At 37.9% G+C, this 13048-nt stretch carries 10 protein-coding genes; 4 read left to right on the forward strand and 6 right to left on the reverse strand.

What is annotated here, in order from left to right; translation table 11 throughout:
* Positions 1 to 4 precede the first annotated feature (4 nt).
* The 5 genes from nagA to LVD47_RS00890 form a co-directional block, all read right to left on the reverse strand.
* Positions 5 to 1201: an N-acetylglucosamine-6-phosphate deacetylase gene (gene nagA / locus LVD47_RS00870; protein WP_236973623.1), complete on the reverse strand. Its 1197-nt coding sequence runs from the start codon at positions 1199 to 1201 to the stop codon at positions 5 to 7.
* A 63-nt stretch (positions 1202 to 1264) separates the two neighbouring features.
* Complete coding sequence (locus LVD47_RS00875) at positions 1265 to 2014, reverse strand: glucosamine-6-phosphate deaminase (protein WP_236973624.1); 750 nt, start codon at positions 2012 to 2014, stop codon at positions 1265 to 1267.
* A gap of 67 nt (positions 2015 to 2081) precedes the next feature.
* Complete coding sequence (locus tag LVD47_RS00880; RefSeq protein WP_236973625.1) at positions 2082 to 3437, reverse strand: Gfo/Idh/MocA family protein; 1356 nt, start codon at positions 3435 to 3437, stop codon at positions 2082 to 2084.
* A 16-nt stretch (positions 3438 to 3453) separates the two neighbouring features.
* A complete protein-coding gene (locus tag LVD47_RS00885) occupies positions 3454 to 4209 on the reverse strand; it encodes a 3-keto-disaccharide hydrolase (RefSeq protein ID WP_236973626.1) in 756 nt (251 codons plus the stop codon).
* Positions 4210 to 4215: 6 nt separating this feature from the next.
* Positions 4216 to 5262: a Gfo/Idh/MocA family protein gene (locus LVD47_RS00890; RefSeq protein ID WP_236973627.1), complete on the reverse strand. Its 1047-nt coding sequence runs from the start codon at positions 5260 to 5262 to the stop codon at positions 4216 to 4218.
* 309 nt (positions 5263 to 5571) lie between these two features.
* On the opposite strand from LVD47_RS00890, the gene LVD47_RS00895 reads away from it, so the two are divergent.
* Positions 5572 to 5979, forward strand: coding sequence for a CBS domain-containing protein (locus LVD47_RS00895; protein ID WP_236973628.1), 408 nt, complete (start codon positions 5572 to 5574; stop codon positions 5977 to 5979).
* A gap of 42 nt (positions 5980 to 6021) precedes the next feature.
* On the opposite strand, the gene LVD47_RS00900 is transcribed toward LVD47_RS00895, so the two are convergent.
* The gene (locus tag LVD47_RS00900; protein WP_236973629.1) at positions 6022 to 9363 is read right to left on the reverse strand and encodes a transglutaminase family protein; all 3342 of its coding nucleotides are present in this window, start codon (positions 9361 to 9363) and stop codon (positions 6022 to 6024) included.
* 486 nt (positions 9364 to 9849) lie between these two features.
* On the opposite strand from LVD47_RS00900, the gene LVD47_RS00905 reads away from it, so the two are divergent.
* From LVD47_RS00905 to LVD47_RS00915, 3 genes are read left to right on the forward strand one after another with little or no spacing between them, the layout of a single operon-like run.
* Positions 9850 to 11307, forward strand: a complete 1458-nt coding sequence (locus LVD47_RS00905; RefSeq protein WP_236973630.1) for a circularly permuted type 2 ATP-grasp protein — start codon at positions 9850 to 9852, stop codon at positions 11305 to 11307.
* Between the two features lies 1 nt (position 11308).
* A complete protein-coding gene (locus tag LVD47_RS00910) occupies positions 11309 to 12241 on the forward strand; it encodes an alpha-E domain-containing protein (RefSeq protein ID WP_236973631.1) in 933 nt (310 codons plus the stop codon).
* A gap of 38 nt (positions 12242 to 12279) precedes the next feature.
* Positions 12280 to 13041: a proteasome-type protease gene (locus LVD47_RS00915; RefSeq protein ID WP_236973632.1), complete on the forward strand. Its 762-nt coding sequence runs from the start codon at positions 12280 to 12282 to the stop codon at positions 13039 to 13041.
* Positions 13042 to 13048 lie beyond the last annotated feature (7 nt).

Below are 13048 nucleotides of genomic sequence, written 5' to 3' on the forward strand. Positions count from 1 at the left end.
TAGCTCAGGTATTTTCTTTTTCATACACAATTGTTCCATTGACCATAGTCAAAGACACATTAATAGTATCGTCAAACAAAATAATATCAGCGTCTTTACCAGGCAACAAAGAGCCCTTTTGCTGGTCGATCCTCATGATTCTAGCTGGGGTCAGACTAGCCATTTTCACCGCATCTATGAGTGAGACATCAGCCTTCTGAATCATTGTACGGATTAAGCGGTCCGCAGTGGCCACACTTCCTGCAAAAGCGCTTCGATCAGGCAATTTAGCCACACCGTCTTCTACTATGACCTTCAGACCGTCTTCTTTTGTTCCCAAAATACTGGGCCCCTCAGGCATACCTGCTGCTCTCATGGCATCGGTGATCAAGGCGGTCCGGTCTGTCCCTTTGATCTTTAATATTAATTTTAATAAGGATTCCGGCAGATGTATACCATCCGCAATTATTTCTACATCAATGGCATCAAATAAATAGGTAGACTCAATTGATCCTGAATACCGATATGCATTTCGCCTTGTAACCCCTGACATCGCCGAATAAAAGTGCGTTGCCAGGTCGAATCCGGCCTCGTGAGCTTTCACCATATCTTCGTAGATAGCATCCGTATGGGCTATTGCAGCTAATACACCATTTTGACGCATGAAGATGGCAAATTCCAGTGCCCCAGGCAATTCCGGAGCTATACTCCATCTTTTAATAAAAGGATATTTCTCAATTGCATATTTGTATTCTGTCGGGTCTGGATTTCGAATATACCTTGGATCCTGAGCCCCTCTTTGGTTCATTGCCAAATAAGGGCCTTCTACATGAACACCCAAAAATTGGGATCCCTTCTTATTTGCTTTATCCGCTTTTTCATATTGATCAAGTGAATGGAGAAAATCTTCCCACTTACCAGATAAAGTAGTAGGATACATCCCCGTAGTACCGTATTGAGCATGGGTATTTGCAATTGTCAAGTATGATTCTACTGAGCCATCCATAAAATCACAATTACCTCCTCCATGAATGTGCAAATCAATAAACCCGGGTGAAATATACTTACCCTTAGCGTCTATTTCCAGTGCGTTCTCACATGAAATTTTGCCTTTTTCTACAGCCTTTATTATACCTTCTGAAATCAGGACGGAACCATTGGTTATTTTTCTATGCGAAGTAATGACCGTTCCATTGTATATTAATATTGGCTTATTGTACATTTTAAATGTGAATTATCCTTGCTAAAAGTATTATTTACAAACTCCTAAAATTACAAATATTATCTATGAACTCATTTGAGTTTCCCATACACTCGCTGATGCTTTATCCAAATACAAATAACAATTTGGATGAGATTGTAAGATACTGGCAGGTACTATCGGGTCAATTTCCCCTTCAATAGACTGGGCTACTGCCTCGGCCTTTCGTTCATCAGGCACACTACATATTACATTTTCGGATTTCATAATTTGGTGCACAGACATCGATATCGCTTTTGTAGGGACAGCCTCCAAAGACGGAAACCAACCTTCATTCATTTGTTGCATTCGGCAAGGTTCATCCAAATCAACAATAATATAAGGATCTTTGGTTTCAAAGTTGGCTGGAGGATCGTTGAAAGCCAGGTGACCATTTTCGCCTATTCCACACAAAACAACATCAATAGGATGATTGGAAATTAAGTCATTTAAACGTTTACATTCATCCTCAGGATTAGCCTCTCCATTGATTAAATAATAGTTTTTCAAAGGAGGAACTTTATCAATAAACCTTTCTTTCAGATACTTTCTAAAACTTGCAGGGTGCGTAATCGGAATGTCAAGATACTCATCCAGATGGAACATAGTTACCTTCCCCCAGTCAATGTCAGTGTCTTTTATTAAATAATCTATAGTTTGAAACTGGCTTGTGCCTGTTGCCATTATTATATTTGCATACCCTTTTTCAGAGATGGCTTGTTTGATAAACGCAGCAGCTTGCGATCCCGATAGTTCACCAAGTTGTTCTTTATCCTCTGCAATTTTGATATTCATAATTTGTTTTCATTTAAATGAGATAATTAGGTGATATATAACATAAATTGACCGACAGATCTCCCTACTAAAGTGTTGGCTCCCAACCCTTTTCATAATCTCTCGACCAAAGTTTTTTGGCTTTTTTATTGTTCTTTATATGGCCATTACTTGAATCAATATCTAGCGCTCCTCCGGATCGGGCAGCTATATTTCCCAATTGACAAAGCAAGGTACTGATATGTCCTCCATGAATTCCGGCATTCAATTTTTCTCCTGATGTAATGCCGCTAAAAAAGTTTTGGATATGCATTGCATCCAGTAATTGTGAAGGATTTGCTTTGTTCCGCGGATCCACTTCTATATCATTTTTTACATCTTTGACAAGATTATTCTTTAGGTCGTAAATTTGATACGAATTACCTCCTGTTATTTTCAAGGATCCTTCCTCCCCATAAAACATTACACCCACACTACTCCCTTCAATATTCCTGCCATTACAGCTTCTTCCTTCCCAGGTCATTAAAGTATTATTATCAAATGTAAGGTTGATTACTTGAGTATCAGGAGTTTCCCAATCATCATCATATCTATAGCGTCCTGCTGATGAAGTTACATTATTTGGAAATTCCACTTGAAGCCCCCATCTCATCAAGTCGATCATATGTGTACCATTATTCAATGCTTCACCTGTACCCCAATTCCAAAGCCAATGCCAGTTGTAGTGTATTAGGTTATCTTTTAGTGGTACACGTGGAGCCGGACCTTGCCACAATTCATAGTCCAACCAATCCGGTGGGGTAATTACTTTACCTACCCCAATTGGTCCCCGGTTATTAGAGTACCAACCCTTTGCAAAATATGGCCTTCCAATTACTCCATTGTGAAGTGAATTGATGGCTTCTTTCACATTGGGCCACGATCTCCGTTGATTTCCCATTTGGATTACATTGCCGTACTTTTCAGCGACCTTAACCAGTAATTCTCCTTCATGGGGATTGTGGCTACATGGTTTTTCCAGGTAAACATGTTTCCCTGCTTTTGAAGCTAAAATAGCGGCTGGAGCATGCCAGTGATCAGGGGCGGCAATTACCAGTGCATCCATTTCATCCTGCTCAAGTGCATTTCTAAAGTCAGGGATAGCTGTTGGTTTGGAATTTTGTATTTTATTTACTGTATCGATACATTTATCGGCTGCACGTACATCAACATCAGAAACAGAAATGATTTGGCAATTATCTTGCATAGCATAATTTTTTGCCAATGCAAGCCCTCTGCTATTTACTCCCATCATTCCAACCAAAATCTTTTCATTGGAACCGAGAATGTTATTATACGATCGGGCTGAAACTCCCGGAAGGGCGCCACCGATAGTAAATGCAGCAGTCCCCAATACAGAGTTTTTTATAAATGACCGTCTAGAATCTTTAATTTTATCTTTCATCTCTATAAGATTTTAATTACAGTTTTCGAATTTTTATATTTCTAAACCAGGCTTCACTAGTGTGGTCCTGGAGGACTATATGGCCTTTGCGTTTATGGTGAAAACCCGGGATGTCTTTAAACTTACTATTTTTATAAGCTTCTTCCAATTCCGGAGAATCAAATTCGTATTCTACCACTTTGTTTCCGTTTAACCAATGTTCTACTTTTCTACCTTCAATTTTTATCCTACTTGTATTGAAAGAACCAATCTGTGAAGGATGAGCGTTACTTGCCGGAAGCAAATCATAAAGCGAACCCGTATATTGAGAAGCTTTTAGTTTTCCACTGTATTTTTCATCTGCATCGTCCAACATTTGATATTCAAACCCCAGTGCGGAATGCCTAGAGCCGCTATTTATGGACATTTCTTCGGAAACATTGTATTTCAACCCGCTATTGCCTCCTTTAAAAATCTTCCAATCAAAAACCAATTCATAATTCTCAAAGGATTCAACGGTTATAAGATCTCCACCTTCCATAGGCTGGCCATCTTTTCTTTCAGGGACATTACCACGGTCTACTTTTTTTAGGATACCTTCTTCAATCTTCCAAAAATGAGTAAATACGGTATCACTTCCCAGCGTATTCCACCCGTTAAAAGTTTTCCCGTCAAAAAGCATGATCCATTCTTCGCTTTCTGATTTATCTTGACGGTCAGAATTTGAAGATTTACATCCCGGGAGTTGAACCGTTAAGACAATTAGCAATATGAGGCGAAATGCAATTTTCATTTGACCTTATTTCATGGCTGCCTTTTCCATAACCTCTTTTATAGAAACTGCCATACCGCTTCTCTTTTTGCTTTCGTCCGCCGCTGTCATAAATGCACAAATTTCAAGTGTCTCGTCAGGGGTTACAGGTACTTCTCCCGTTTCAAAGTACTTCATTACGTCTTTCAGCAAAGGAACATATCCATTGTACGGACCTAATTCTTTTTGACCATCTTCCCCAAATGCCATTCCGCCATAACCTCCTTTACCGTCTCGAATTCCCCGGAACACCCCAATTCGTCCACCTTGCCATACGCCGGTTATCACATCAGTGCCATCAGTATGTACTCTATAAACTTCCTGACATCCCGTACCCATTACCGTAAAGAGGGTCTCCACACCGTGGATTCCATACCAGTACATGTCAGGATGTGTTTTTTCCAGCTTGGCCGGACTAAATGTATTTGCTCCTAACACTTGACCTATTGCTCCGTTCCTTATTTCTTTGGCGCCTCCAATGTATCGAAGGGATGAAGCAGAGAATGTAGGAATCCCATGCTTGTCAGCGGCCTCATATATTTTGATTGCATCACTGAGGGATGCTGCAACCGGTTTATCGATAAAAACTCTTTTACCAGCTTCAAAAACTGGCAATGCCTGTTCCAGGTGCCTTCTTCCATCATTAGTCTCCAAAAGAATCACATCGGTTTTATCTAAAAGCTTATCTATAGAATCTACAATCTCAACACCCAACTCCTTAACATCTTTAGTATATCCGGGGATTCTACTGGTACTTGATTCGATATCTTTGCTACCATATGGATAGGCCGCAGTTACTTTATATCCCAATAATTCCGGATCCTGGTCTTCCGTATTGAGGGATTTCGCAAAGGCTATGCTATGGGATGTATCCAAACCTATAATACCAATGCGTTTACCTTTTTTAGCATTAAGCTGTTTCATATTATGAAATTTATTGGTGTTAATAAGGAATGGGGCAGTTGTCACTCCAACAGCTCCTATACCAGCTGTTTTGACAAAGTTCCTTCGATTGAATGATTTTTTATGTGTCATAATTTAAAATTTACGGTAACGTTACCGAATATAGATAATAATTATTTATGAACCAATATAAAGGAGGAAAAATATCTAGATTTAATTAAAATAAAAATAAAATTATTCTACAACCACGACCACTTATCATTGCTAATCAATTATTTACAAGCACACATTAGCTCGCTTAGCCATTCTTCTATTCTGTAAACCAAATGGACAAATCTTGCTAGAATATGAGGATTTTTGAATTAAAATATGCTTGAGCGATACAAAACTTTACGTACTTTTGGTTATTAGTATTTACACATATAAAAATAATATCCTTCTATGGAAATTTTAACGGCTCCTGTTTCAAGTATTATGACAAAGGATTTAATTACTATTGGTCCGGAAGATCCGTTGACGAAGGTAATTTCCATTTTCAAGCGGGAAAGGATTCACCATCTCCCCGTAATTGATGAAGGGAAAGTGGTTGGAATTGTAAGTAAAAGCGATGTACATTATTTTAAAAAGGGATTTTGCCATAGTGAAGGAGAAGATTCCCTTCCGGATGATTGCAGGGTTAAAAATATTATGACCACGGGATTGGCAAAGATGGAACCCGATGATCGAATAGAAGTAGCTTTGGAAGTGTTTAAAGAAAATTTATTTCATGCAATATTAGTTACAGAGGACAATCGGCTTAGAGGAATTGTTACTACTTTTGATATTATAAAAGCTGTATCCGAATCTTAAAAAAAACGGTATATTCATATTCGCAAGAAGTATTCTAATAATCTAAGTTCTTCTTAGATCAAGCGTATGGGGAAAATCCTTACTTACCGGAACCTCTTTAATGTCCATTTCCTCTTTAACTTCCTTATTTGTCGTTACATAATTAGCGTTTTTCGTTTGATCCTGAAATATATTCCTGGAAATATTCTGGGGGCTATGATTAAAGTCCCAAAACCGAGTAGCCCTCCTACTCTCTGCCTCAAGGTTATTTACCGGGAAAGTTTCGTAATTTCTGCCTCCCGGATGTATTACATGATAAGTACACCCCCCAATCGACCGGTCATTCCAGGTGTCATATATATCAAACACCAGTGGTGAGTTTATTCCAATCGTAGGATGGAGGGCAGATGGCGGCGCCCATGCTTTATACTTTACAGCCGCTACATATTTACCTGAATAAGAAGTTTTGATCAGGGGAACTTTTATAGAGTTACAAAGTACCAGATACCTTTCCGGATTAAAGTCTTCAACAAGAATTTCCAACTTCTCCACAGAAGAATCTACATATCTCGAAGTCCCGGAGTTGGACATTTCTTCGCCCAAAACAATCCAGGGTTCAATAGCCGCGCGCAAAGTCATATGAATTCCTTCAATTGTCACAGTCCCATGTATAGGAAACCTAAACTCCAAGAAGACGTCAAACCATGATTTGTCAAATGAAATGCCGGAATGGTTTAAATAATCTATCACCTCTGAAATATCCTCCTTAACAAATTGATGTAGCATAAACCTGTCGTGCAAATCGGTACCCCAATTTATAAGTTTGTTTTTATAAGGATTCCTCCAAAAGGCTGCCGTTAAAGACCGTATCAATAGAAGTTGTACAAGACACATTTCTTTGTGGGGGGGCATATCAAATCCCCTCAATTCTAGTATTCCCAGTCGACCGCTTGTGGAATCAGGGCTATATAGTTTGTCAATACAAAATTCTGCTCTGTGTGTATTGCCGGTAATATCGGTTAGTAAGTTTCTGAAAATACGATCTACAATCCAAAACGGAGGATCTGTAAAACGTTCCAATTCCCGAAAAGCAATATCCAATTCATACAAAATGTTTGCCCGACCTTCATCAACACGTGGCGCCTGGCTCGTTGGCCCTACAAAACGAGACGAAAACAGATATGAAAGACTCGGATGGTTTTGCCAAAAATTAACAAATGACCGTAATAAATCTGGCTTTCTCAATAAGGGGCTTTCCGCCGGAGTAACACCTCCCAAAGTAATATGATTTCCACCTCCGGTGCCGGAATGGATTCCATCGAGCATATATTTATTCGTTCCCAAACCGGTATTTTCAGCGGAAGAAAAAAGAACCTCATAAACCTCTAACAACTCTTGCCATGAATGAGCTGGGTGGATATTTACTTCTATTACTCCCGGATCCGGTGTAACTACTAATGTTGATATGTCCGGATGGAATGGAGGCTGATACCCTTCTAATATTATAGGAAGGTCCATTTTTTTTGAAGTAAATTCTATGGTTTGAATAAGGTCATAGAATACTCCGGGATCTTCAATAGGGGGTAAAAACAAATGTAAATTTCCATCAACCACCTGGGTACATAAAGCGGTTTTGAAGGGAGGGACTTTGTCAAAGCTTTCATTATCCTTGCTATTTTCTGTTCTTTGGAGAATTCTATCTTCGATTTCTGATCGTTCCGGAAGAGGTGAAACGCCTTCGAAATGATTGGGTGGAAGAACGACATCATCTTCAGAAGAAAGAGAGTCAATACGGTTAAGGGGTAATCTTAAACCTAATTGTGAATTCCCGGGAATTAGAAATAACTTCTTTCTTCGAAACCTCCAATGACAACTTATCCAGGACTTTTTAGAATACTCCCACCTTACAGGTAATACATATCCAGAAGGGTTTTCTAAACCTTTTTCCAAAAGTTCCAGAAGGGTTTTTCTTTCGATACTGGTTTTTTCTGAATTCTTATCATCGTCAAAATCAAAAGGTAAGTTATTTTTTTCCCAGAGGTAATAATATTTGTCTTCATATGCGGTAATTACATTTTCCGGATTTATACCCAGGTTAATAGATGCATTTTCCAAAAATTCTTGCGCGACATTATCAGCATTTTTTCCCTTTGTATTGGGGTCTGCAAATAAACCCTGATGGCTCCAAAGGGGTTGTTTCTTTTTATTCCAGAAAATCGCATATTGCCACCTGGGTATTGGTTCTCCGGGATACCATTTACCCTGGCCTAGATGCAAAAACCCATTGGATGCAAAGTGATTCTGTAGTTTTTGCGTAAATTTAAAGGCCAGTTTTCTTTTATCCTTTCCATCTGCAGCACTATTCCATTGGTCAGACTCCATATCCGTATTGGATATAAAAGTAGGTTCACCTCCCATAGTCAATTTAACTCCTCCAATTTTCAACATTTCATCTACCTGATGTCCAACCGCAAGAATTTTTTCCCATTGTGCCTTAGAATATGGTTTTGTAACTCGAGGGGACTCATATATTCGCTCTACTGAATTAAAAAACTCAAACTGAACCTTTGCCTGACTCGTCATTCCACTTACAGGTGCGGCACTTTCAAAGTGTGGAGTACATGCGAGAGGGATATGCCCCTCACCGGAAAAAAGGCCGCTGGTAGCGTCCAGTCCGATCCACCCTGCTCCGGGAATAAAAACCTCTGCCCAGGCATGTAGGTCCGTAAAATCTTCTTCGGGACCTGAAGGACCATCGATAGCCTTTACATCTGCCTTTAATTGTACAAGATACCCAGAAACAAAGCGAGCTGCTAATCCAAAGCTGCGAAGAAGTTGGACCAACAACCAGGCTGAATCCCTGCATGATCCTAATTTTTTTTCCAGCGTCTTTTCACAGGTCTGCACACCTGCTTCCATACGTATTGTATATTGAATACGGTTGTAGATTTTTTGGTTTATTGAAACTAAAAAATCTACGGTATTTTGATTTTCTAAATTTCTGCATTCCCGGATAAGTTCACTAAGAAGTGGTCCGGATTCCATGATTTCCAAATAAGGTTGCAATTCCTTTTCTAAATGAGGAAGATACGTAAAAGGAAATACCTCGGCGTAATCATCAAGGAAAAAGTCAAAAGGATTAATAGAAATCATATCTGCCTGTACTTCTACATCTATTCTGAACTCCTTTGTTTGCTCGGGAAATGAAACTCTCGCCTGGAAATTACCAAAAGGATCCTGCATCCAATTGATAAAATGATTTGCAGGATGTATATTCAGCGTATAAGAAAGAATTTTCGTACGAGAATGTGGAGCTGGTCTCAAACGAATAGTCTGAGGCCAAAGCTTTACATTTCGGTCATATATATATTTGGTTTGATGTCTGATGGCTACATGAATACTCATTGATTGACGATTGATATAATGAAAACAAGTAATCGGAAATATTTGAATTGAAATAGCATAATCTTCTAAATATCGGATTTGGAACAAACAAATTTAATTAAATTGAATAGGACCGTCTTTAAAATAGATATAAGAATTAAGAATTTCAACCTGCTTTATAAAATTTATTAAAAGATGTTGATTTCACAATCCAAAAATTTTAAAATAAAAAATAATTTTGTAAAAACTTGCATTTCAAAACCAACAGTTTAAATTATAATATTTTCAGAATATAGTTTCAAAACATTGGAGTTGCACAAGTGGCATATTTTTTTTATTTTAACAATTTATCAATTTAATAATAATCACAATACTAAAAGTATATTGGTTTTTGATTACTTTAGGATAATTCCCATTGACATATGTTTGAAGGGGAATTGCCAAACAGATAGTCCTTAAAGTTAACCTTGAATCTAAAACTATAATTTAAAAAGTTGTCCCAAATAGATGATAGACCTCCTGAATAATTACAGCGCCAATTCCGAATTCTACGATGAAGTAGTTGTTGACCGGGAAAATGAGAGTCACACGTATAAAGATTTTTTGAACCTGCTTTCAGGGATACAATTGGAAGAGTTTAAATCACTTAATGAAAATGCCAAAGTAACCTTTTTAAATCAGGGAATTACCTATGCTTTATATAATAAGACAGAAAGTGTGGAACAAATATTTCCGTTTGACCTTATTCCCAGAATTATTAACCATTCGGACTGGATAAAACTTCAACACGGAGTAATTCAAAGGAATCTGGCACTAAACTTATTCATTAAGGACGTATACAACGAAGGTAAAATTTTAAAGGATAAAGTAATTCCTGAGAAATTGATTAAATCGTCAAAGCATTACTGTAAATATATAGAAGGGTTTGTACCCAAAAAAGAAGTTTACTGCCATATCTGTGGTACCGATATTATACAGCATTCTGATGGAAATTTTTATGTTTTGGAAGATAATCTGAGAAGTCCATCCGGAGTAAGTTATGTATTGACCAACCGTATGGCTATGAGTAAAGTACTACCGGCCGCTTTTGATCGCACTACGATCGAACCGGTTTCAGAATATACCGATCGTTTACTGGAGATGTTATGGAATGTTTCAGGACGCAGCCTGGGTGATATATTTTGTGTTTTATTGACCCCGGGATCTTACAACTCAGCTTATTTTGAACATACATATCTGGCTCAAAAAATGGGCATCGAATTAGTGGAGGGACGGGATCTTTATGTAGAAAACGACCTGGTTTACCTCAAAACCATCGGGGGGAAAATACGCGTTGATGTCATTTTACGTCGAATTGATGATGATTTTTTAGATCCGGAGGTCTTTCGTTCAGATTCAATGTTAGGTGTTAAAGGCTTAATGAAAGCATATGTCAACGGCAATGTAACCATTGCCAATGCACCTGGAACCGGAATCTCTGATGACAAGGCCGTATGCGCATATGTACCGGATATGATAAGGTATTACCTGGGTGAAGATCCTATTCTTAGTAATGTCCCTACCTATATATGTGAGCGACCGGATGAATTGCAATATGTCTTAGAAAATATTGAAAAACTGGTAGTAAAACCGGTAGATATGTCCGGGGGATACGGGGTGTGTATTTGTGATCGGATGTCTAAAAGGGAAATAGAGGTTTTGAAAGAAGAACTGAAAAAAAATCCAAGGAATTATATTGCACAACCTAAAATGAACCTCAGTACGCATATGACTTATATAGAGGATGAAGATTCGGTTCAACCCAGACATATAGATTTGAGGACATTTACTATTCTTGGCGGGAATGAACCATTCGTTCTGAAAGGTGGGCTCACACGGACCGCCTTGGTAAAAGGAAGCATAATCGTTAATTCTTCTCAAGGTGGTGGTTCTAAAGATACTTGGGTACTTAAAAATAAAATTTGAAATGCTAGCCAGAGTTGCTGATAGTTTATATTGGATTGGACGATATGTAGAAAGGACTGAACATTGTGCAAGATATTTAAACGTACAATATTATTCTACTCTTGAAGCCCCTATGTCACAAAATAAAGATTTTAATCTCCGGTCTATTATGTTTATGGCAGGGTCCGAATTTACTTTTGAAACGGATCTTGTAGAGAAAGATGTTTGGCAAAAGGTGATTTTTGACGGGAATAATCCTGATAGTATTATTGGAATTGCTAAAAGTGCGCGTGAAAATGCCAGGAGCATCCGTAATAACATTTCAGCAGAACTATGGGAATCCATTAATCGGTATTATTTATTTTGTAATTCCATTCGGGAAAGTAAATTCAATTATGGTAAGATCTTTTCGTTTACTGAGGACATCAATATAAACATGGCTCTTATTAAATCTAATATTCACAATACACTATTGCATGATGATCCGTGGAGCTTTATATGTCTGGGTATCTATGTAGAAAGATCGCTTCAGGTTTTGAGAATATTTAAAAGTAAAATCTCTGATAGTATCATACTAAGCGACAATGGAGCCAATCAATCTTTACTACAATATCAATGGATTACCCTGCTAAAATGCCTGGAGGCGTTTGATATTCACAAAAATTATTATAAAGGATTTCTTTCGCTCAAATCAATATCTGAGTTAATCTTGAGCAACGCTGCTTTTCCCAGGTCTTTGAAGTATTCTACATTGAAATTATTAAATACCCTTTCCAGGATTTCTGTAAAACCGGAAGGATATAGTGCAATGTATGAAAGAATTGAATCGAAAATAACTGAGCGATTAAATTTCGACAAATTCTCAGAAGAAGAAAGTGTACTAACTTTTATTACCGAAATGTATGCAGACATCTCTGTTTTCCATAGTGAAATAAATAACCTGTATTTCCGATAAAAAAATTTCGTTAAATTAGCATGCTAAATTATTAAAAGATGACCTATTGTTTGGGAATACGCGTCAAGGAGGGTCTGGTCGCTATAGCAGATACACGAATAACATCCGGCTCTGAAACAACCACAGCAAAAAAGATATCTTTGCATTCTAATAAACATGGTTCTTTATTTTTAATGACCTCCGGACTCCGGTCAATTAGAGATAAAGCAGTCACCTATTTTGAAGAAGTCCTCGATGAGAAAGGGCATGAATACGAAAAAATGTATAATGTAGTAAATGCTTTTGGCGCCCAATTAAGAAGAGTGGCTTCGGAGGACAAAGAAGCATTAGCTGCATCCGGATTGAGTTTCAATCTATTCACCATTGTTGGTGGTCGTCTTCTTCAGGATAAAGAACATAAATTATATCTTTTGTATCCTGAAGGAAACTGGATCGAAATAGGAAAATCCTACCCGTTCGCGATTATTGGGAATAGTGGATATGGCAAACCGGTTTTGAAAAGAGCTTTGAATTACGAGTCTTCTTTAAGATTTGCACTTAAGACCGGATTTTTATCTTTTGACTCTACCCGGGTTAGTGCTAATGATGTTGGCTACCCTATAGATGTAGTAATATATAATAACCAATCGGGTGAAATGATAGAAAGAAGGTATGAAGAATCTGATTTGAAAGGTATTTCTTCGCTTTGGGCCGAAAAACTTCAAACAATCATCAAAGAAATCCCGGAGGATTGGATAGATGATATCAATTCCTTGTCTAAAAACTCAAAGGACCAAATGTTTATCTCTTATGATCAATAAAAAGTAG

The sequence above is a fragment of the Membranihabitans maritimus genome (genome assembly GCF_021729145.1).
In the GTDB taxonomy this organism is placed as follows: domain Bacteria; phylum Bacteroidota; class Bacteroidia; order Chitinophagales; family Saprospiraceae; genus Membranihabitans; species Membranihabitans maritimus.